The 20514-nt window shown below is 66.6% G+C and carries 17 protein-coding genes; 12 read left to right on the top strand and 5 right to left on the bottom strand.

The genetic code is table 11. The features are described 5' to 3' along the window. From cyoB to ACEN9F_RS03575, 7 genes are read left to right on the top strand one after another with little or no spacing between them, the layout of a single operon-like run. The gene (gene cyoB / locus ACEN9F_RS03605; RefSeq protein WP_413417910.1) at window positions 1-2001 is read left to right on the top strand and encodes a cytochrome o ubiquinol oxidase subunit I; all 2001 of its coding nucleotides are present in this window, start codon (window positions 1-3) and stop codon (window positions 1999-2001) included. Further along, window positions 1994-2623 (top strand): cytochrome o ubiquinol oxidase subunit III, encoded by a 630-nt coding sequence (cyoC, locus tag ACEN9F_RS03600; RefSeq protein WP_413417908.1) that lies wholly within the window; start codon window positions 1994-1996, stop codon window positions 2621-2623. The genes cyoB and cyoC overlap by 8 nt, the downstream gene beginning before the upstream one ends. Continuing rightward, window positions 2620-3027: a cytochrome o ubiquinol oxidase subunit IV gene (gene cyoD, locus ACEN9F_RS03595; protein ID WP_413417906.1), complete on the top strand. Its 408-nt coding sequence runs from the start codon at window positions 2620-2622 to the stop codon at window positions 3025-3027. Before cyoC ends, cyoD begins: the two co-directional genes overlap by 4 nt. After that, complete coding sequence (locus tag ACEN9F_RS03590; RefSeq protein WP_413417904.1) at window positions 3024-3821, top strand: SURF1 family protein; 798 nt, start codon at window positions 3024-3026, stop codon at window positions 3819-3821. Before cyoD ends, ACEN9F_RS03590 begins: the two co-directional genes overlap by 4 nt. A gap of 14 nt (window positions 3822-3835) precedes the next feature. After that, complete coding sequence (locus ACEN9F_RS03585) at window positions 3836-5206, top strand: ATP-binding protein (RefSeq protein WP_413417902.1); 1371 nt, start codon at window positions 3836-3838, stop codon at window positions 5204-5206. Further along, on the top strand, window positions 5203-5745 hold the full coding sequence (locus ACEN9F_RS03580; protein ID WP_413417900.1) for a response regulator transcription factor: 543 nt from the start codon (window positions 5203-5205) through the stop codon (window positions 5743-5745). Before ACEN9F_RS03585 ends, ACEN9F_RS03580 begins: the two co-directional genes overlap by 4 nt. After that, window positions 5742-6338, top strand: a complete 597-nt coding sequence (locus ACEN9F_RS03575; RefSeq protein WP_413417898.1) for a 2'-5' RNA ligase family protein — start codon at window positions 5742-5744, stop codon at window positions 6336-6338. The genes ACEN9F_RS03580 and ACEN9F_RS03575 overlap by 4 nt, the downstream gene beginning before the upstream one ends. A 7-nt stretch (window positions 6339-6345) precedes the next feature. Here ACEN9F_RS03575 and ACEN9F_RS03570 read toward each other — a convergent pair whose 3' ends face one another. Further along, the gene (locus tag ACEN9F_RS03570) at window positions 6346-11379 is read right to left on the bottom strand and encodes a response regulator (RefSeq protein ID WP_413417896.1); all 5034 of its coding nucleotides are present in this window, start codon (window positions 11377-11379) and stop codon (window positions 6346-6348) included. 126 nt (window positions 11380-11505) lie between these two features. Between ACEN9F_RS03570 and ACEN9F_RS03565 the strand changes: the two genes are divergently transcribed. Both ACEN9F_RS03565 and yjjJ read left to right on the top strand, forming a co-directional pair. Further along, window positions 11506-12456, top strand: coding sequence for a 2-hydroxyacid dehydrogenase (locus ACEN9F_RS03565; RefSeq protein WP_413417894.1), 951 nt, complete (start codon window positions 11506-11508; stop codon window positions 12454-12456). A gap of 87 nt (window positions 12457-12543) precedes the next feature. Then, window positions 12544-13938, top strand: coding sequence for a type II toxin-antitoxin system HipA family toxin YjjJ (gene yjjJ / locus ACEN9F_RS03560; protein ID WP_413417892.1), 1395 nt, complete (start codon window positions 12544-12546; stop codon window positions 13936-13938). On the opposite strand, the gene ACEN9F_RS03555 is transcribed toward yjjJ, so the two are convergent. The 4 genes from ACEN9F_RS03555 to ACEN9F_RS03540 are packed head-to-tail and all read right to left on the bottom strand — an operon-like array spanning window position 13895 to window position 16851. Further along, window positions 13895-14677 carry a GGDEF domain-containing protein gene (locus ACEN9F_RS03555; RefSeq protein WP_413417890.1) on the bottom strand — a complete coding sequence of 261 codons (783 nt, stop codon included), beginning with the start codon at window positions 14675-14677 and terminating at the stop codon, window positions 13895-13897. The genes yjjJ and ACEN9F_RS03555 overlap by 44 nt on opposite strands. Further along, on the bottom strand, window positions 14677-15063 hold the full coding sequence (locus tag ACEN9F_RS03550; RefSeq protein ID WP_413417888.1) for a DUF1987 domain-containing protein: 387 nt from the start codon (window positions 15061-15063) through the stop codon (window positions 14677-14679). Before ACEN9F_RS03550 ends, ACEN9F_RS03555 begins: the two co-directional genes overlap by 1 nt. 18 nt (window positions 15064-15081) lie before the next feature. Further along, a complete protein-coding gene (locus tag ACEN9F_RS03545; RefSeq protein WP_413417886.1) occupies window positions 15082-15636 on the bottom strand; it encodes a SiaB family protein kinase in 555 nt (184 codons plus the stop codon). Between the two features lie 12 nt (window positions 15637-15648). Then, on the bottom strand, window positions 15649-16851 hold the full coding sequence (locus ACEN9F_RS03540) for a SpoIIE family protein phosphatase (protein WP_413417884.1): 1203 nt from the start codon (window positions 16849-16851) through the stop codon (window positions 15649-15651). Window positions 16852-17063: 212 nt separating this feature from the next. Between ACEN9F_RS03540 and ACEN9F_RS03535 the strand changes: the two genes are divergently transcribed. The 3 genes from ACEN9F_RS03535 to ACEN9F_RS03525 all read left to right on the top strand — a co-directional run bounded on the left by ACEN9F_RS03535 (window position 17064) and on the right by ACEN9F_RS03525 (window position 20510). Next, window positions 17064-18704, top strand: a complete 1641-nt coding sequence (locus tag ACEN9F_RS03535) for a methyl-accepting chemotaxis protein (RefSeq protein ID WP_413417882.1) — start codon at window positions 17064-17066, stop codon at window positions 18702-18704. 117 nt (window positions 18705-18821) lie between these two features. Beyond that, complete coding sequence (locus ACEN9F_RS03530; protein ID WP_413417880.1) at window positions 18822-20243, top strand: hypothetical protein; 1422 nt, start codon at window positions 18822-18824, stop codon at window positions 20241-20243. Window positions 20244-20351: 108 nt separating this feature from the next. Beyond that, window positions 20352-20510: a hypothetical protein gene (locus ACEN9F_RS03525; protein ID WP_413417878.1), complete on the top strand. Its 159-nt coding sequence runs from the start codon at window positions 20352-20354 to the stop codon at window positions 20508-20510. Window positions 20511-20514 lie beyond the last annotated feature (4 nt).

The following is a 20514-nucleotide window of genomic DNA, read 5'->3' as shown; positions in this document are numbered from 1 at the left end:
ATGTCTGATCTCAACCTGACCAAACTGATCTTTGGGCGGCTGTCGCTGGAAGCAATTCCATACCACGAGCCCATCCTGATCGGCACCTTCGCCATGGTGGTGATCGGCGGCCTCGCGCTGCTGGCCATCATGTTCAAATTCCGCCTGTGGGGCCCGCTGTGGCGCGACTGGATCACCTCCATCGACCACAAGAAGATCGGCATCATGTACATGGTGCTGGCGATCGTCATGCTGCTGCGCGGCTTCGCCGACGCCCTGATGATGCGCGCCCAGCAGGCGCTGGCCTTCGGCGATTCGGCCGGCTTCCTGCCGCCGCACCACTACGACCAGGTCTTCACGGCCCACGGCACGATCATGATCTTCTTCGTGGCGATGCCGCTGGTGACCGGCCTGATGAACTACGTGGTGCCGCTGCAGATCGGCGCGCGCGACGTCTCGTTCCCGTTCCTGAACAACTTCTCGTTCTGGATGACCACCTTCGGCGCCATGCTGACCATGGTGTCGCTGTTCGTCGGCGAATTCGGCCGCACCGGCTGGCTGGCGTTCCCGCCGCTGTCGGGCATCGAGGCCAGCCCGGATGTCGGGGTCGACTACTATATCTGGTCGCTGCAGGTGGCCGGTGTGGGGACCACGCTATCGGGCGTCAACCTGATCGCCACCATCGTCAAGATGCGCGCGCCGGGCATGAGCCTGATGAAAATGCCGGTCTTCACCTGGACCGCGCTGTGCACCAACGCGCTGATCGTCGCCACCTTCCCGATCCTGACCGTCACCCTGGCGATGCTGTCGCTGGACCGCATGGTCGGCACCAACTTCTTCACCAACGACCTCGGCGGCAACCCGATGTTGTACGTCAACCTGATCTGGATCTGGGGCCACCCCGAGGTCTACATCCTGATCCTGCCGGTGTTCGGCGTGTTCTCGGAGATCGTCTCGACCTTCTCGGCCAAGCGCCTGTTCGGCTACACCTCGATGGTGTATGCGACCGTCGTGATCACCGTGCTGTCCTACCTGGTATGGCTGCACCACTTCTTCACCATGGGTTCCGGGGCCAGCGTCAACTCCTTCTTCGGCATCACCACGATGATCATCTCGATCCCGACCGGCGCGAAGATCTTCAACTGGCTGTTCACCATGTACAAGGGCCGCGTGCGCTTCGACGTGCCGATGCTGTGGACCGTCGGCTTCATGCTGACCTTCACCATCGGCGGCATGACCGGCGTGATGCTGGCCGTTCCACCGGCCGACTTCGTGCTGCACAACTCGCTGTTCCTGATCGCCCATTTCCACAACGTGATCATCGGCGGCGTGGTGTTCGGCTGCTTCGCCGGCCTGAACTACTGGTTCCCGAAAGCCTTCGGCTTCAAGCTGGACGAGTTCTGGGGCAAGGTCTCGTTCTGGTGCTGGCTGGTCGGCTTCTGGGTCGCCTTCACCCCGCTGTACATCATGGGCTTCATGGGCGTGACGCGCCGCCTGAACCACTTCGACGATCCATCGCTGCAAAAATGGTTCGTGATCGCCGCCATCGGCGCGCTGATCATCGCCGCCGGCATCGGCGCGATGCTGGTGCAGTTCTACGTCAGCTGGAAGAACCGCGAGAAGCTGCGCGACGTCACCGGCGACCCATGGGGCGGCCGCACGCTGGAGTGGGCCACCTCGTCGCCACCGCCGGACTACAACTTCGCCTTCACCCCGGTGGTGCACGAGAGCGACAGCTGGGCCGACATGAAGGAAAACAACTACCAGCGTCCGACCAGCGGTTTCGTGTCGATACACATGCCGAAGAACACGGCTGCCGGCTTCATCATCTCGGCGCTGTCCTTCGTGCTGGGCTTCGCCATGATCTGGCAGATGTGGCTGCCGGCAGCGGCGGCGTTCATCGCCATGTTGGCCGCCATCATCACGCATACCTTTAACTACAAGCGCGATTACTACATCCCTGCGGACGAAGTTGTCCGTACCGAAGAAGCGCATACCCGTTTGCTGGAAAGCCATGTCTGAAACTATCGCTAACGGCGCCGTGAGCGCCGACCCAAGCGCACGCTACTACGTGCGCGACCACCACCCGGAAAACGGCACGCTGCTGGGCTTCTGGCTCTACCTGATGAGCGACTGCCTGCTGTTCGCCGGCCTGTTCGCCGCTTACGCCGTGCTGGGCCGCAACTACGCCGGCGGCCCGTCCGGCGCGGAACTGTTCGACCTGCCGACGATCGCGCTGAACACCGCGTTCCTGCTGCTGTCGTCGATCACCTACGGCTTCGCGATGATCGCGTCGCAGCGCAAGAACGTGAAGGCGACCCTGATCTGGCTCGGCATCACCGGCCTGTTCGGCCTGGCGTTCCTGACGCTGGAAATCCAGGAGTTCATGCACCTGATCCACGAAGGCGCCGGTCCCCAGCGCAGCGCCTTCCTGACCTCGTTCTTCGCCCTGGTCGGTACCCACGGTCTGCACGTGACCTTCGGTTCGATCTGGCTGGTGACGCTGATGTTCCAGGTTGGCAAGCACGGCCTGACCGCCGAAAACAAACGCCGCCTGATGTGCCTGTCGATGTTCTGGCACTTCCTGGACGTGATCTGGATCGGTGTCTTTACCTTTGTTTACCTGATGGGAGTCCTGCCATGAGCGCGCCACATAATCACGACCACCACGGCCACGACGACCATGGCCACGGCCATGAGGATGAAGGCCACCACGGCAGCCTGAAGGACTACGCCATCGGCTTCGTGCTGTCCGTGATCCTGACCGCGATTCCGTTCTGGCTGGTCATGGCCAAGGTCTTCGACAAGTCCAGCACCACGGCGGCGGTCATCCTGGCCTTCGCGGCGGTGCAGGTTGTCGTGCACATGGTCTACTTCCTGCACATGAACGGCAAGGCCGAAGGCGGCTGGTCGCTGCTGGCCACCATGTTCACGCTGGTGCTGCTGGTCATCGTGCTGGCCGGTTCGATCTGGGTCATGTACCACATGAACGTCAACATGATGCCGTCCATGGGCACCGACGTGCACAACATGCAAGACATGCAATGACGACAGGCGCATCGCGCCAACGTTCCCGCGCCCTGCGCGTCAGTCTGGCCATTGCGGCCGGACTGATGTTTGCAGGGTTTTTTGCTTTGGGAACCTGGCAAATCTATCGTTTGCAATGGAAGCTGGCGCTGATCGAGCGCGTGGACCAGCGCGTGCATGGCGCCGCCGCGCCCGCGCCGGGCCCGGCGCAATGGCCGCAGCTGAATGCGGATGCGGACGACTACCGTCCGGTGCAACTGAGCGGCTGGTATCTGCACGGCGCGTCGACGCAGGTGCTGGCCTCGCTGGAGCGCGGCATCGGCTACTGGGTGCTGACGCCGCTGTGCGCGGCCGACGGTACTGTCGTCATGGTCAACCGCGGCTTCGTGCCGGCCGGTTCCGGCGGCTGGTCGCCGCAGGCGGCGCCGCCCGCGGCCGCTGCCGATGCCGGCGCGGCGCCGCGCGCCGCAGGTGAGGCGCCGGCCGCCGTCAGGGGCCTGATGCGCCTGAGCGAAGTGGCGGGGCGCCTGCGCGCCAACGAACCGGCGCGCAACTACTGGTACACGCGCGACGTGCAGGCCATCGCCAGGGCGCGCGGCCTGCCGGCGGTCGCGCCGTACTTCGTCGACGCCGATGCCGCATCGGCGCGGGCCGCAGGGCCGGTCGCCGGCGTGCAGCCGGTCGGCGGATTGACGGTTATTTCCTTCGTCAACAACCATTTGGTTTATGCTCTCACCTGGTTCGCACTGGCGCTGATGGTGGCCGGCGCGACTGTTTGGGTCGTCCGCGATGCGCGCAAAGGGCGGCCGCACTGACCTGGAAAGCGACAATGGCGAGGAAAAACGAGAACCCCTACGATCGCGGCCGTCCCGGCATGCCGGTCGTCGAACCGTTGGCGGCGGTGAACGCCTCCGCCAACACCATCACCCACGCCGCCGGCCACAAGAACATGCAGCAGCTGATCCAGCTGCGCTGGATCGCCGTGATCGGGCAGATCACCACCATCGCCGGCGCCTCGGTGCTGCTGGGCGTCGAGCTGCCGCTGCCGGCCATGCTCAACGTGCTGGCCTGCCTGATCGCCTTCAATATCGCCAGCACCTTGCGCTGGCAGGAAAACCAGGTCGTCTCCAACAGCGAGCTGCTGCTGGCGCTGACGGTGGACGTGGCCAGCCTCACGGTGCAGCTCTACCTGAGCGGGGGCGCCACCAATCCCTTCGTCTTCCTCTTCCTGCTGCACGTGATCCTGGGCGCGGTGCTGCTGGAACGTTGGTCGACCTGGACCATCGTCATCGTCACCGGCGCCTGCATCGCCGGACTGGCGTTGTTCTCCGAGCCGCTGGCCTTGCCGCAGGATCACTCGCTCGGCATCTTCAGCCTGTACGTACAGGGCATGCTGGTGTGCTTCATCCTGGACGCCGCGCTGCTGGTCGTGTTCATCAGCCGCATCACCGACAATATGCGCAGCAGCGCAGCCAAGCTGGCCGACCTGCGCCAGCGCGCCGCCGAGGAGGAGCACATCGTCCGCATGGGCCTTCTGGCGTCCGGCGCGGCGCACGAACTGGGCACGCCGCTGGCCACGCTGGCGGTCATCCTCGGCGACTGGAAGCACATGTCCGAATTCAAAGGCAACCCGGTACTGCTGGAGGAAATCGCCGAGATGCAGACGCAGCTCCAGCGCTGCAAATCCATCGTCAGCGGCATCTTGCTGTCGGCCGGCGAAACGCGCGGCGAATCGTCGGCGGCCACCACCATCAACACCTTCCTCGAAGAAGTGGTGGCGGAATGGCGGGTCGGCCGGCCGGTGGTGCAATTCGAGTTCGAGAACAGGATTGCGCCGGACCATCCGGTGGTGTCCGATTCGACGCTGAAGCAAATGATCTGCAATGTGCTGGATAATGCGCTGGAAGCCTCGCCGCAATGGCTGCGCATGGAAGCCAGCGTCGGCGCCGGCGAACTGGTGCTGCAGGTGACCGACGCCGGCGCCGGCTTCGCGCCGGCGATGCTGGCGCAGTTCGGCACACCGTACAACTCCAGCAAGGGGCGGCCGGGCGGCGGCCTCGGGCTGTTCCTGGTGGTGAACGTCGCGCGCACCTTGGGCGGCGCCGTCACCGCCAGCAACCTGGCGCAGGGCGGGGCGATGGTGCGCCTGACGCTGCCGCTGTCGGCCATTGAAATCAAACCGGAACATCAACCGACATGACTATTGAAGAAGAACGGGTACTGCTGCTGGTCGAGGATGATGCGGCCTTCGCCCGTACATTGGGGCGTTCGTTCGAGCGGCGCGGCTACAAGGTACTGCTGGCCGAGAACGTCGACGAAGCCAGCGCGGCGCTGGTCGATCACTCGCCCGGCTACGCCGTGGTGGACCTGAAACTGAAGGGCAATTCGTCCGGGCTGGCTTGCGTGCAGATGCTGCACCAGCACGACCCGGAAATGCTGATCGTGGTGCTGACCGGCTTCGCCAGCATCAACACGGCGGTCGAAGCGATCAAGCTGGGCGCCTGCCAGTACCTGGCCAAGCCATCGAACACCGACGACATCGAGGCGGCGTTCGAGCATGTGGCCGGCGCGGAGGAACTGGATGTGACCAACCGCACGACGTCGATCAAGACGCTGGAATGGGAACATATCCACGCGGTGCTCGCGGAGACCGACTTCAACATCTCCGAAGCCGCGCGCCGGCTCGGCATGCACCGCCGCACGCTGGCGCGCAAGCTTGAAAAGCAGCGGGTGAAATGATGGACCAGCAAAGCCTGTTCGGCGACGACCTGGAACCGCCGCCGAAGCTCACCGACCGCATCTTCTTCGCGATCGTGCCGGACGCCGGCGCCATCGCCGGCATCGGCGCCTTGACGCCGGCATTGAAGGCGCAGCACGGCATGCGCGGCCGTCCGATCGCCGAAGCGAAACTGCACGCCACCTTATGCAACCTGGGCGACTTTCCCGGCATGCCGCACGCGAAGGTGACGCTGGCGATGCAGGCCGCGGCCTCGGTGGCCGCCGTCACCGCGCCATTCGTCGCCAGCTTCGACACGGCGCAAACCTTCGTCAACCGCGCGCGCAACCGACCGTTCGTGCTGGTCGGCGACGACGGCGTGATCGGCGTCAGCGCGCTATACAAATCGCTGGCGACGGCGATGTTAAAGGCCGGCCTGCCCGGCAATCCGCCGAGCTACACGCCGCACATCACGCTGCTGTACGACGACGTCACCGCGCCACCGCAACGGGTGGCGCCGGTCGCATGGACGGTGCGCGAGCTCGTGCTGCTACACAGCCAGATCGGCCAAAGCCTGCCATATAGGGCGCTGGGCCGCTGGCCCCTGCAAGCCTGACCCCGGATCAGGAGGTTTGCGCCATGTCGGCTTCCTGTGCGCGGAGTTCGATGCTGGCGCTGGCCATGACGACGTCGAACGATTCGACGAAGGCGGATAGTAAATCCGCTAATGAGGTCTGTTGCTCCCTGAGCCGGTCTTCCAGCGCCGTTGCTGTTTTGAATAGTTCTGTCGCGGAGATGTTGCCGGCCGCGCCGCGGACTTTGTGCACCAGGTCGGCCGCCTGGATGAACTCGCCGGAGCGGATGGCGTCCTGGATCTGTTGCAAACTGGGCCCGAAATCGTGGGCGAACAGGCTCAGCAGCCGCGACAGCAGCGCGCCGTGGCCGCCCAGCCGCTCCAGCGCGGCGTCGACATCGATGCCGGGACGGGCCGCGATCGGCACGGCGGCCGGACGCGGCGCCTCCAGTTCGGCCACGGCGGCGGCGGCCCGCGCGCTGTCCGGCTTGACCCAGGTGGCCAGCACCGCGTACAGGGTGTCCGGGTCGATCGGCTTGGTGACGTAGTCGTTCATGTCCATGTCCAGGCAGCGCTCGCGGTAGCCGGCCACCGCGTGCGCCGTCATGGCGATGATCGGCAGCGCCGCGTGGCGCTCGTCGCTCCGTATCAGCGCCGTGGCCTGGTAGCCGTCCATGTCCGGCATCTGGATATCCATCAGCACCGCGTCGTAGCTGCCGGCACCGGTCATGCGCGCCGCTTCCTCGCCGCTGTTGGCGACATCGGTCCGCACGCCGGCGCGCTGCAGGATCTCGCTGGCCACCTGCTGGTTGATCGAGTTGTCGTCCACCACCAGCACGTGCGCGCCTCGGATGCGCTGCACCGCGACCGACGGCGGCGCCTTGATCTTGACCGCGGGCTGGCCGGCGTCCAGCCCCAGCGCCGTCATGATCGCGCTGCGCAGCAGGTGGGGATTGGCCGGCTTGTCGAGGAAGGGCATGATGCGGGTTTGCTCGATGGTCTCCTTGTTGTGCTCCCGCGCATACGCCGTGACCATCAGCACCGCCGGCACCGCCGCCAGTTCCGGCTCTTCGGCGATGCGGTGCAGCGTGTCGATGCCATCGAGGTCCGGCATGTCGGCGTCGATCAGCAGCACGTCGTACTGGTCGAGCTGCATCGCCGCCACCGCCGCCGCGCCGGAGGCGACCGTGCGCGCCTTCACGCCCAGGCTGGCCAGCTGGATCTTGAGCATGTGGCGCACCGCTTCGCTGTCGTCCACCGCCAGCACGCGCTTGCCTTGCACCGATGCGGGCAGCGGCAGCAGGCGCGGCGCCTGGTCGGCGGCCGGCTGCAGCTGCACGGTGAAACTGAAGCTGCTGCCGACGCCAGGTTCGCTGTCGACCTTGATCACGCCGCCCATCTTGCGCACCAGCTGCTGCGAGATCGCCAGTCCCAGTCCGGTGCCGCCGTACAGCCGCGTGGTGCTGGCGTCGGCCTGGGCGAAGGCCTGGAACAGGCGCGCCTGCTGCTCCAGGCTGATGCCAAGGCCGCTGTCCTCCACCGTGAAACGCAGCGCGAGCGCGCCGCTGGCGAGGTCGGACTGCACATCCATATCGCGTTCGACGCGCAGTTCGATGTGGCCGCGCGCGGTGAACTTGAGCGCGTTGCCGACCAGGTTGACCAGGATCTGGCTCAGCCGCAGCGGGTCGCCCAGCAGCTGCGACGGCAGGTCGGGCGCGGCCCAGATCACCAGTTCCAGCCCGCGCTCGGCGGCGCGCCACGCGAACAGGTCGGCGATCTGGTTCAGCGTGTCCGGCAGGTCGAAGGGCAGGGCCTCCAGTTCCAGCTTGCCCGATTCGATCTTGGAGAAGTCCAGCACATCGTTGATGATCTCCAGCAGGCTCTGGCCCGCGCGGCCGATCTTGCGGAAGTAGTCCAGCGGCTGCGGCGACAGGTCGAGGTGCGTGCCCAGGCCGGCGAAGCCGAGGATGGCGTTCATCGGCGTGCGGATCTCGTGGCTGATGTTGGCCAGGAATTCGCTCTTGGCGCGGGTGGCCGCTTCCGCGTTGGCGCGCGCCTGCTCGATCATGCGCAGCGCGCGCGCCTTCTGGTAGGCCGAGACGAACGGTTCCTTCAAGGCCTTGAGCAGATCGAGGTCGCTGGGCGCGAAGGCGGCCTGGTACTGGTAGTTTTCGAAGATCAGGTAGCCCTCGACCTGGCCGTCGATCACCACCCGCACCGACAGCAGCGCGCAGACGTCGCCCGGCAGCGAGTTCTGGTGATGGACCTCGAAGATGTCCGGCGCGATCATGCACTCGGCCGGCGCATAGCGCAACTCGGCCTGGCGCAGGTCGATGCGATAGGCGTCGGCGGTGGCGTCGATGCGGCCCCAGGCCGCGCGCAGGCTGAGCGTCGTGGCGCCGGGTTCGCGCACCAGCGCCAGCGCCGAATCGATGCCCTTGATGACGGTCGATTCATGCAGGATGGTGTGCAGCAGCGCGTCGAAGTCCAGCTGCTCGTTGATCGACTTGACGATGGCGTTGAGCTTTTCCAGGTGCTGGGTGCGCGAGTAGACCAGCGCCTGCAGCGCCTCGCCCTTGCGGTGCAGCTGGCGCACGCGCCAGCGCAACAGTGCCCAGGCCAGCGCGCAGGCGATCAGGAAATAGCCCAGCCGCGCCCACCAGGTCTGGTGCCAGGCCGGCAGGATCACCACGTTCAGCGTCACCTCGTCGGCGTTCCACAATCCCTCGCGATTGCTGCCGCGCATGCGCAGGCGGTAGCTGCCGGGCGGCAGCCGGCTGTAGGAGGCGGTGCGGCGGCTGGCGTCGACCTCCACCCAGCGGGTGTCGAAGCCTTCCAGCAGGTAGGAGTAGCGGTTGCGCTGGGGCGCGGAAAAGTCCAGCGCGGCCAGCTCCACTTCAAAGCCCTGGCTGTGCGGCTCCAGCGTCAGGGTGGGACCTTTGGCGTCGGCCAGCTGCGCAGGCGTCAGCGGGCGCTGGTCGATGCGCACCGCGCTGATCACCAGCGGCGGACGATAGCCCCAGTCGTTGAGCCGTCCCGGATAGACCACCGCCATGCCGCCGGTGGCGCCGAACACCAGGTCGCGTTCGGCGGTGATGGTGCTGGCGCCGATGAAGAAGGTACGGAAGGCCAGGCCGTCGGCGCGGGTCAGCGCGCGCGCCCGCAGCGTGCCGGAATCGATGACGGCGATGCTGTCGGAGGTGGCCGCCCAGACCCGTCCCATCGCATCCGACTGCAGCGCGATGACGGTGCCGGCCTTCAGGCCGGCGCTGGTGCCGATGCGCTGGAACACCGGGTCGCCCAGCGTGTCGCGCCCGGTCATGACGCCGATGCCGCCGCCGTAGGTGCCGACCCACAGGCGGCCGCGCCGGTCGATCACCAGCGAACTGATGGTCGCCTCCGACAGCGCGTCCGGCTTGGCCGGATCGGCCTTGATCTGTTCGACCCGACCGCTGTCGGGATCGAGCCGGTTCAAGCCGTTGCGGGTGGCGACCCACAGTGCGCCGTCGGCGTCGCCCAGCACCGCATGGATGCGGTTGTCGGTCAGGCCGCCGCTTTCGGCCGGGCCCTGCTCGTAGCGCTGCACGGTGCCGGCCGCCGGGTCATAGCGCAGCAGGCCGTCGAAGGTGCCGAGCCAGAGCTGGCCCTTGCGCAGCAGGATGGTGCCGATGCGCGGATAGGGATTGCCCTCCGGGAGCGGCACGCGCCGCACCGCGCTGCCGCGTGCGCTGGTGTGGTAGAGGCCCAGCTGGGTGCCGATCCAGGCCTCGCCCGGCTCGGCCTCGGCCAGCGCCAGCACCACGCGGTTGGGCAGCGCGTGGTCCGGGCGGCCCGGGTCGGGCCGCAGCGCCGCGCGGCGCACGCCGTCCTGCGGGACGATGTCGATGCCCTGGTCGGCCAGGCCGACCCACACGTCGCCGTAGCTGTCGGTCATCAGCGCGGTGACCGCCGCCTCCTGCGCCCCCACGGCGCCGAAGACGGAATCGATGCTTTCGCTGTGCGGGTCGTAGATGTCGACGCCGCGCTCGGTGGTGACCCACATCATGCCGCTGCGATCGCGCAGCAGGGCGGCGGTGCGGTCGTTGCTGATGCTGAAGGAGACCGCCGGCTGGTGCTGGATGCGCGTGGCGCGGCCGGTGCCGGTGCGGTATTCGACCACGCCGCCGCCGTAGGTGGTCGCCCACCAGATGCCCGGCACGCTCTCGGTCACGGCCAGCACCATGTTGGCCTGCATGTCCTTGACGCCCTTGAGGGTGACGATGCGGCCGTTGTCGGCCTGGCCGTCGACGATGCCGATGCCGCTTTTCAGCGTGCCGAAGGCGATCTGTCCGCGGCTGTTCTCGCCCAGCGCGAGCACGCTGTCGCTCCAGCCGCCCTGGCCGTTTTGGCCCTCGGCGGCGATGGCGATGGCGGCGATGGTGCCGCCGGGCTTCATGCGTGACAGGCCGGTGGCCGAGCCTATCCACAGGTTGCCGGCGCGGTCGGTGAGCAGCGCGCGGATCTGGTTGTCCGGCAGGCCGGGGGTGTCCTCGTGGCTGTAGCGGCGCAGCGTGCCTTGCACCACGTCGTAGTACTTGAGGCCCGTCGGCGTGCCTATCCACAGGTTGCCCTTGGCGTCGCTGGCCATGGCGCTGATCGGACCCCGGCTCAGTTCATCATTGGGGCGGACGAAGCTTTCCTTGATCTTGTCGTACATGGACAGGCCGGAGGCGGCGGTGCCGACCCACAGGCGGCCGCGTACATCGACGTGCAGCGACTGGATAAAATCGCCGGGCAGGGAGGTGGGATCGGCGGAGTCGTGGTGGAAGCTGCGCACGGTGTAGCCGTCCCAGCGCGCCAGGCCGCTCTGGGTGCCGACCCAGATATAGCCGTCGCCATCCTGCGCCAGCGCCATGCCGACGGCGTGCGGCAGGCCCTGCTCCAGTCCAAAGTGCTCAAACAGCGGCGTGGCCAGCTGGTCCCAGCGTTCCGGCGCAGCGTGGACGCCGCCGACGGCCATGCATGCCGCCAGTGCGAAGGCGGCGCGGCCCAGCCAGCGCAGGGCGGCTGCAAGGAGGTTCTGAATGAGGATGTGGGCGTTCAAAACGGGGCGCACTCCTGTAGAGGTAAGCCAAAGCATACGGAATCGGCGCCGGAAAGTCCATGAGCGGCAACCGGAATTCGGCAGCCCTTGTACAATCGCCACAGGCAAACCCGAGCGGATACCAACATGAAACCTGAAGTACTTGTATTGGCGGCCAGCCCGTCGGCTGCGGTGATGACGCAACTGGAGGCGCTTTTTCATTGCCACCACCTGTGGCGCCAGCCGCGCGAGGCGCAGGCGGCCTGGCTGGCCGGTGTGGCGGGCGGCGTGCGCGGCGTGCTGACCACCGGCGCTATCGGCATCGGCGCGGCCTTGCTGGATCAGCTGCCCAGGCTGGAGATCGTCGCCGTCAACGGTATCGGCGTCGACGCGGTCGATTTGCCGGCCGCGCGGGCGCGCGGCATCCCGGTGACCAATACGCCGGGTGTGCTGACCGACGATGTGGCCGACCTGGCGCTGACGCTGTTGCTGGCGGCGGCGCGCCGACTGCCGGCATTGGAGGGCTACGTGCGCAGCGGCGCCTGGGAGGAAGGCAAGCCGCTGGCGCCGACCCGCGCCCTGCGCGGCAAGGTTTGTGGCGTCTATGGATACGGGCGCATCGGCCAGGCGGTGGCGGCGCGCGCCGCCGCCTTCGGCATGGAGATACGCTACTTCCAGCCGCGCGCGATCGAGGGCGTGGCGGCGGAGCGCAGCGATTCGCTGCTATCGCTGGCGCAGGCCAGCGACTACCTGGTGGTGTGCGCGCCGGGCGGCCCGGCCACGCGCCATGTGATCGACGCGCAAGTGCTGGCGGCGCTGGGACCGGAGGGCACGCTGGTCAACATCGCGCGCGGTTCGCTGGTGGACCAGGAGGCGCTGGTCGCCGCGCTGCGCGGGGGCACGCTGGGCATGGCGGCGCTGGACGTCTTCGACGGCGAGCCGCATGTGCCGGCCGCGCTGCGCGCGCTGGAGAACGTGGTGATGACGCCGCACGTCGGCAGCCTGACGGTCGAGACCCGCCACGCCATGGGGCAGCTTGTCGTGGACAACCTGCGCGCCCACTTTGCCGGCCAACCGTTGCTGACTATTGTTCCATGAATCGTTTCAATAATCGAAAAAAATAATATATAAGTCCTTGAATATGCTATATTTTGGCTATTAAAATCGTTTCAAATAGCGTTTCATATGGCTTATCCTCCCGATCTGTTGCAGATACTCAGGCTGGCGCGGGTGATTTCCGGCGCCGAGCTGCTGCAGCGTCTGCAAAAAAGCCAGCCGACGCTCAGCCGCGCCACCATGATGCGCATGGTGAAGGCGCTGGGCGGGCAGGTCGTGGTGCGCGGCGCGGCACGGCGCACCAGCTATGCCGCGCGGCGTCCACTGCGTGGCAGCGACGACGCCATTCCCTTGTACCGCATCGACCGCGAAGGCCGCGGCGAGCAGATCGCCATGCTGGATCCGATCTATCCGGCCGGCTGCGCGCTACGCTACGAGCAGCGATTCGAATGGCCGCTGGCGCCCGAGATGCGGGACGGCTGGTTCCCCGGCCTGCCATACCCGCTGGACGACATGCGCCCGCAGGGCTTCCTGGGCCGTAATTTCGCCCGCAATTACGCCGAACTGCTGCAGGTCGGCCCGGACCCGCAGAAGTGGCAGGAGGATGACACGCTCTACGTGCTGTCCACGCTGGGCGCGGATGCCCCCGGCAACTACATCCTCGGCGAGGCGGCCTATCGCCGCCATCTGGAGACCATGCGGCACGGGCACGTGCTGATGGCGGCGCCGGACCTGGAGCAGGAGTACACGCGGCAGGCCTCGATCGCGATGGAGGCCGGGGTGGCCGGTTCGTCGGCGGGCGGCGAGTTCCCCAAGTTCACGGCCTTCCGCGAGCACGATGGCGCACGCGCGCACGTCATCGTCAAATTCTCCGGCAATGACAACACGCCCGGTACCCGGCGCTGGTCCGACCTGCTGGTGTGCGAACAGCTGGCGCTGGAGACCGTGGCCACCCATCTGGCGCTGCCGGCCGCGCGCAGCCGCATCTGCCGCTACGGCCAGCGGACTTTCCTGGAAGTGGAGCGCTTCGACCGTCACGGCGATTTCGGCCGTTCACCGGTCTGCACCTGGGCCGCGCTGGACGCGGCGCTGTTCGGCATGGCGGGCGAGGGCTGGAACAAGGCCGCCGCGCGCATGCTGGCCGACCGCTATATCGGCGCCGATACGCAGGCGAACATCAGCCGGCTGTGGCATTTCGGCCGGTTGATCGCCAACAGCGATATGCATGAAGGGAACCTGGCCTTCGTCCCGGGCGGGACGGGCAAGCCGCCGCTGGAACTGGCGCCCGCCTACGACATGCTGCCCATGCTGTATGCGCCGGTGCGGGGCGTCGAGCTGCCGCAACGGGAGTTCGCGCCGGCGCTGCCGCTGCCGGCGGAGCGCGCGGACTGGCTGGCGGCGGCCGGCGCGGCGATCGAATTCTGGAGCCTGGCGGCGGCCGATGAGCGGATCGGCGCGGACTTCCGCGCGATCTGCAGGGTCAATGGCAGGGAGTTGAGGCGTCTGCGGACGCTGGCGGCGTAGTCGGCGAGGTCGGCCCGGGCAGCGGCAGCTGCCAGTACAGCTTGACGCAGTTGCGGCCGGCGCGCTTGGCCGCGTACAGCGCTTCGTCGGCGCGGCTGTAGGCCAGCTCGAAGGTGGTGCCGGCCGGATTCCAGCTGACGCCGACGCTGGCCGTGATCTGGCGGTTGATCGGCGCGCCGAAGACCTGGTCGGCGATGGTGTCGCAGACGCTGGCCGCCACTTGCTGCGCTTCCTCGATCGAGGCGGTCGGCCATACCACCGAAAACTCTTCGCCGCCGACGCGGCCGATCGCCACCTCCGGCCCGAACAGCTCCTGCAGGCAGGTCACCACGGTCTTGATGACGGTGTCGCCGGCCGGGTGGCCGAAGTCGTCGTTGACCCACTTGAAGTGGTCGATGTCGAGCACGATCAGCGCCATGTCGCCGACCGCCAGGCAGGCGGTGGCCTGGTCGATGACGGCGGCGCGGTTCAGCGCCCCGCTCAGCGGGTCGTGGGTGGCGCGGTATTCCAGCTGCAGCGCCAGTTCGTGCAGCTGGCGGTTCATCTGGTTCATATCGAGTTCGGCGCGGTCGCTGCGGCGGATCAGGCGGCGGCTCTCGCGCATCAGGCGTTCGTAATGAACGATCATCTCGGCCAGCGCGGCGCGGGCGTCGGCGCGCGGATCGTCATGCGCGGCCTTGGCGTTGGCCAGGGCGGCGCTTTCCAGCGCGAACAGGTCGGCGTCGGCCGCGGGATTCATCAGCTGCTCACTGGGTGGTCGTGGAAATCGAGGGCGCCGAAATCGTCCTGCAGCTCCTGGCCGAATTCGAGGATGGTATCGTCGTCTTCATCGTGGTACCAGTTCAGGCGCACCTGGTTGCCGGCCACGGCGGCGTCGTTCAACGCTTCGAAGAACGAGAACAGCATCTTGGTGCTGGAGCTGTTGAAGTAGGCCAGCGAGACGTTGACGGTGATGGTGGCGTCATGGCAGTCGGCCAGGTAGGCCAGCACGCGGGTGATCACCGGGCCGTAGAAGGCGGCTGCGTTCTCCGGATAGGATTCGCCTTTGATCGACAGCGTGTGCTGGTCGAAGCGGAAGTCGATTTCCGGCGAGGTCGGCGAGGCGCTGATGAAGAGTGGTTCCATTATAGTTCTCAGTATTGTTCAGATAATCGCTTTGATGCAGAAGACCGTGGCGTCCGGATGCTGGGCATCCTGGACGAATTCGAACTCCAGCGGCTCGCTGGCGTCGCGCGCCATCGTCAGGAAACCCAGGCCCGCGCCCTTGCTGTCGGCCGGCGTCTCGTCGCGCAGCGCCTTCTTGTAGGCGGACTTGATTTCCTCCATGGTCATCGTGTGCAGCGGTTCGAGGCGGCTGCGGATGCGCTCGACGTTGGCGCTGTCGACCGGATTGGCGCACAGCAGGAAGAAGCTGTCGTCCTTCATGCCGATGCAGAACGAGCCGCGCCGCATCTGGTTGTCATGCTCGTGCGGCGTCAGCGTGTCGGACGAGTAGTGCATGATGTTCTGCGACATTTCGACGAAGGACGAGAAGATGCGGCGCCGGGTCGGGCCGGCCGCGCCGGCCGTGTCCAGGCGCGCCTTGATGGTCTCGGAAATGGCGGCCACCACGTGCTGCGAAAAATAGCCCACGTAGAAGAAGATGATATGGCGCTTGCGGGCCACATCCCAGAAGTCGTTGAATTCTTCGTACAGCAAATCGTGCTCCTCTTAGGGGCGGAAACAGAAAAAGGTCAGGTCGTCGCGGCGCGGCTGCGCGCCTTGCCAGGCCTGGTAGTCGTCCAGCATGGCCTGGCCGACGTGGCGCGCGCACTCGGTGCGCTGGGCCAGCAGCACGTCGCGCATGCGGCGCTTGCCGTAGGCGATGTCCTTGGCGCCGCCGATCTGGTCGATCAGGCCGTCGGTGGTGAGGAACAGCAGGCTGCCCTCGGCGATGGTGATGACCTTGTTGGTCCAGGCGTAGTCCAGCGGCGAATCGACGTAGCCGACGCCCATGCGCTCGGCGTCGATGGTCTGCACCGCCTGCTGGTCCGGGTCGAGCTGGAACAGCGGCAGCTTGGCGCCGGCGAAGTGCAGCTGGCGGGTGGCGTTGTCGAACCAGAGGAAGGCGGCGTCCATGCCGTCGTTGGATTCGGGAGCGCCGTTGCCCTCGATCTGGCCCAGCATGCTCTTGACGCCGCGGTTGACTTCCCCGATCAAGGCGGCCGGATCGCGTGGGCCCAGTTGCTGCAAGGCCTTGGTCAAGGTCGACGACGAGATCAGGGTCATGAAGGCGCCCGGCACGCCGTGGCCGGTGCAGTCGGCGATGGCGGCGAACCAGCCATCCTCGTAGCGCGCGAAGTGATAGAAGTCGCCGCCGACCACGTCGCGCGGCTGCCATTCGAGGTGGGCGTCGTCCAGCGCATCGGCCAGCGCCAGGTCGGACGGGCGCAGCAGCGAGCGCTGGATCACGCTGGCGTAGTCGATGCTGTGCATGATCTGGCGGTTTTTCTCGGCCTGCATATTGGCCACCACGTTCATCAGTTGCAGGCCGAAGCCGACGCCGGCCAGCGCGCCGTCGCGGGTGACGATGAAGCCGTCGGCCAGCGCCTTCTCGCCCGATTCGACGGCGCGGAAGGTCAGCGCCTCGATGCTCATGGCGGCGTCGACGATCAGCGGTTCCTTGTCCATGAAGGCGATGCAGCTCTTCTTGCCGTACAGCTCATGGTAGAAGGGCTTGGACATCTGCGACATGAAGATGTTGCGGCTGATCAGGCCGATCGGGCGGTCGCTCTCGATCACCGGCAAACTCATCAGGTCGCGGCGTTCGGTGAACAGGTCCAGTACCGCGAAATTGCTGGTGTCGGACGACACCGAGACCGTCTCTACGCACAGGTCGGCGGCGACGGACAGGCGAAAACGGGGCAAGTGCAAACGAGAGGCATTGAACTCCACGGCCGGTAACCTTTATCAACACAACAGCCGTACATGCTAGCGGGAAATTGTTACGGGCCGATTACATCTTAATCAAAAGAAAATACTCTTATCACTTTGCGCATAAGTGTTGTCATTATTGCTCTGCGGTAATAACCATGTCACATTTGACGGGTACAGTGCCGGCATCCCGACCTTTTTGAAGACTGGCTATGAAACTCCCCCAATTAAATACCGGCATGCGCGTGGTGGCGTCGTTTGCACTCCTGTTGTTCGTGATGGCCTGCATGTCGGGCGTGTCCCTGTGGCGGCTGCAAACGGCCAACGACACGGCGTCCAGCCTGGTCAACGAGAAACTGGCGCGCCAGCAGCTGACTTCGGAATTGCTGGGGGTGACGGAACTGAACGGCTTGCGCGCCATCACCATCGGCCGCAGCGACAGCCTGGAGGTGGCCGACATCTTCCAGTCGCAGCTGAACGCCGGCGAAAAGCTGGCGGGCGCGATGGAGGCGCGGCTGGCGGCGATGCACGCCGAGGGCGCCGAGGCGGAGTTGCAGCGCGCGGTGGCGGGCAAGAAGGCCGCCTACCTGGCCTTGCGCGGGGAATTGTTCAAATTCAAGGACATGGGACGCATCCAGGACGTGAGCGAGCTGCTGGACAACAAGATGCCGGCCGTGTTCAAGGGCTATACGGGGGCGATGGAAAAACTGCTGGCGTACCAGACCCAGGAGGCCAGGGCGCTGGCGGAGCAGTCGGCCAGCCAGTTCCAAGGCAGCCGCGCGCTGCTGATCGGCCTCGGCCTGGCGACGCTGGCGCTGGGCGCCGTGCTGGCGCTGATGCTGACGCGCAGCATCGTGCGTCCGCTGACGCAGGCGGTGGCGCTGGCCGAGCAGGTGGCGGCCGGCGAGCTGCATGTGGCGATCAGGCATGGCCGCAGCGACGAGATCGGCCAGCTGTTCGATGCGCTCAGCCATATGACGGGCCGTCTGGCCGATACGGTCGGCCGGGTGCGCGACGGCGCGGTGGCGATCGATTCGGCCTCGCGCGAGATCGCCAACGGCAACCTGGACTTGTCGCGCCGCACCGAGCACCAGGCGGGCGCGCTGGAGGAGACCGCGTCGGCGATGGAAGAGCTGACCTCGGCGGTCAGGCAGAACAGCGGCAACGCGCGCCAGGCCAACCAGCTGGCGGTGTCGGCGTCCGAGGTGGCGGGCAAGGGCGGCCAGGTGGTGTCGGAAGTGGTGCGGACCATGGCCAGCATCAACGACTACGCGCACAAGATCGTCGACATCACCAGCGTGATCGACGGCATCGCGTTCCAGACCAATATCCTGGCCTTGAACGCGGCCGTGGAAGCGGCCCGCGCCGGCGAGCAGGGACGCGGTTTCGCCGTGGTGGCGTCCGAGGTGCGCAACCTGGCGCAGCGTTCGGCGACGGCGGCCAAGGAGATCAAGGCGCTGATCAACGATTCGGCGGAACGCATCGCCAGCGGCAGCGAGCTGGCCGAGACGGCGGGCGCGACGATGAACGAGATCGTCTTGAGCGTGCAGAAGGTCACCGCCATCATGGGCGCGATCAGCGCGGCCAGCGCCGAGCAGGAGCACGGCATCGAGCAGGTCAACGCCGCGATCGGCGATATGGATGACGTTACCCAGCAGAACGCCGCGCTGGTGGAGGAAGCCGCCGCCGCGGCCGACGCCATGCAGGCGCAGGCGAGGGAGCTGGCGCAGCTGGTCGGCTCGTTCAAGATCGATGCGGCCGGCTGGCGCGCGGACGTGCGCCATCTGCCGTCCGCCGGCGCCCGCGCCGCGCTGACTGCGCCTGCGCCGGGAGCCTTGCGCAGGGCCGCCTAAGCCGCCATCGCGTCGGCCATTGTGCGCGCGCAAATGTCGTCAGGACCGCCTTTGATCTAATTGAATCAGGAGTATCGCTTCCGATATCTCCACCGGTTCAACCAGAGGGAGGCTCTCATGAGAACGCCGAGAAAGGCGACATGCTGCGCGTTTGCGCTAGCAGCGGCAATTGCGATTTGGCCCAAGGCGCAGGCGCAGGTGGCGCAGCCGTCGCCACCGATGCCGGCCGGCCATCCGACCAGCTATATGAAGGTGGATATCACCGAGGACTTCGGCGTCACGATGGCGCGCATGAAGGCGGCGCGCGCGGCCATCATGCAGCGCCAGCTGGCCTTGCTGGCGGCGCGCTACGACCTGGCCGACCGGCCGGCGCCCGGTGTGACCATGTTTCGCGGCAAGCCGGTGCAGGAAGCGGTGCGCGTGCGCCTGCCCAAGGGCGTGACGTGGGACCAGCTGGCGGCGATGAGCCCGCAGGAGGTCCGCGACAAGAACCTGTTCCCGGCCGGCTTCCTGCCGCTGCCGCACCCCAACCAGGCCGAGGGCGGCATGCTGTTCCCGCAGTTTGAAATCGACGAGATCAAGCGCCAGGAGGCGCGCGACCTGCAGCGCTTCGACCTCGACCTGGATTTGCCGGACCACTTCCTGCCTGAGTTTCCCGCGCCCATCTTCCTGACCACGCGCCATGACCTGGGCGACGTCTCCAGGGGCAAGCTGCTCACCATCGACAATTTCCACGAGATGTTCAACGGCCTGCTCAACCCCAAGCAGCTGGAAGGCCTGCGCCTGCTGTTGACGCCGTTCCCGCAGCAGCAGTTCAACCAGACCGAGGACCGGCGCAGCGAGCGCCCCAGCCGTGGCGTGGCGTGCCTGGATTGTCATTCCAACGGGCATACCAACGCCTCGACCCATCTGGTCGGCGATATCCGTCCGCAGGAATTCCGCCATCGCATTGACACGCCGACCTTGCGCGGCGTGAATATCCAGCGCCTGTTCGGTTCGCAGCGGGCCTTGAAGACGGTCGAGGACTTTACCGAGTTCGAGCAGCGCGCCGCCTACTTTGACGGCGACCCGGTGACCGCCGCCAAGAAGGGCATCAATCCGCTGGAGCGCGGCAGCCAGGTGCACTTCATGTCCGAATTCCAGGCCTTGCTGGACTTTCCGCCGGCGCCCAAGCTGAAGGTGGACGGCAAGCTGGATCAAAAGCTGGCGACGGCGGCCGAGTTGCGCGGACAGGCCGTGTTCAACGGCAAGGGGCAATGCGTCAGCTGTCACGCCGCGCCGTACTTCACGGACAACCTGATGCACAACCTGAAGACCGAGCGCTTCTACAAGCCGCAGACCATCAACGGCATCCGGGCGGTCGGCGACGGTCCGATCAAGACCTTCCCGCTGCGCGGCATCAAGGAATCGCCGCCGTACCTGCACGACGGCCGCTTGCTGACGCTGGAGGACACGGTGGAGTTCTTCAACCTGGTGCTGGAAACCCGGCTCGGCACACAGGAAAAAGCCGACCTGACGGCCTACCTGCGCGCCCTGTGACAGGCGCCTAAAGCCCCAGCAGCGGCGTAAAGGTGGTGCTGTTTGAGGGACTGAGGGGCGGGGCGCGGGCGCATGATGATTCCATGCAGCAAACCCAGTGAGGCCATCATGGATCCACTACCGCAACACACGCAAACCACGCATCCCAGCAAACAGGCCGTGCGCGATCATCTCCTGCAACGGCGCGCCGAACACGCGCCGCCGCCGGCGCCGGAGCGCATCCGGGAAGAGCTGGGCTGGCACCTGATTCCCGCCAACCATCCCTGAGCCC

The organism is Duganella sp. CT11-25 (assembly GCF_047302815.1).
In the GTDB taxonomy this organism is placed as follows: Bacteria; Pseudomonadota; Gammaproteobacteria; order Burkholderiales; family Burkholderiaceae_D; genus Rugamonas.
The sequence above is the reverse complement of the archived record's forward strand: the minus strand, read 5'-3'. Positions and strand labels throughout refer to the sequence as shown.

Excerpts from the sequence above, each read along its gene's own strand:
- ACEN9F_RS03555 (WP_413417890.1), bottom strand. The coding sequence starts at position 14,677 with ATGAATCCCGCGGCCGACGCCGACCTGTTCGCGCTGGAAAGCGCCGCC.
- ACEN9F_RS03530 (WP_413417880.1), top strand. The coding sequence starts at position 18,822 with ATGAGAACGCCGAGAAAGGCGACATGCTGCGCGTTTGCGCTAGCAGCG.
- cyoC (WP_413417908.1), top strand. The coding sequence starts at position 1,994 with ATGTCTGAAACTATCGCTAACGGCGCCGTGAGCGCCGACCCAAGCGCA.
- ACEN9F_RS03585 (WP_413417902.1), top strand. The coding sequence starts at position 3,836 with ATGGCGAGGAAAAACGAGAACCCCTACGATCGCGGCCGTCCCGGCATG.
- ACEN9F_RS03535 (WP_413417882.1), top strand. The coding sequence starts at position 17,064 with ATGAAACTCCCCCAATTAAATACCGGCATGCGCGTGGTGGCGTCGTTT.
- cyoD (WP_413417906.1), top strand. The coding sequence starts at position 2,620 with ATGAGCGCGCCACATAATCACGACCACCACGGCCACGACGACCATGGC.
- ACEN9F_RS03565 (WP_413417894.1), top strand. The coding sequence starts at position 11,506 with ATGAAACCTGAAGTACTTGTATTGGCGGCCAGCCCGTCGGCTGCGGTG.
- ACEN9F_RS03575 (WP_413417898.1), top strand. The coding sequence starts at position 5,742 with ATGATGGACCAGCAAAGCCTGTTCGGCGACGACCTGGAACCGCCGCCG.
- ACEN9F_RS03580 (WP_413417900.1), top strand. The coding sequence starts at position 5,203 with ATGACTATTGAAGAAGAACGGGTACTGCTGCTGGTCGAGGATGATGCG.
- ACEN9F_RS03590 (WP_413417904.1), top strand. The coding sequence starts at position 3,024 with ATGACGACAGGCGCATCGCGCCAACGTTCCCGCGCCCTGCGCGTCAGT.
- cyoB (WP_413417910.1), top strand. The coding sequence starts at position 1 with ATGTCTGATCTCAACCTGACCAAACTGATCTTTGGGCGGCTGTCGCTG.
- ACEN9F_RS03550 (WP_413417888.1), bottom strand. The coding sequence starts at position 15,063 with ATGGAACCACTCTTCATCAGCGCCTCGCCGACCTCGCCGGAAATCGAC.
- ACEN9F_RS03525 (WP_413417878.1), top strand. The coding sequence starts at position 20,352 with ATGGATCCACTACCGCAACACACGCAAACCACGCATCCCAGCAAACAG.
- yjjJ (WP_413417892.1), top strand. The coding sequence starts at position 12,544 with ATGGCTTATCCTCCCGATCTGTTGCAGATACTCAGGCTGGCGCGGGTG.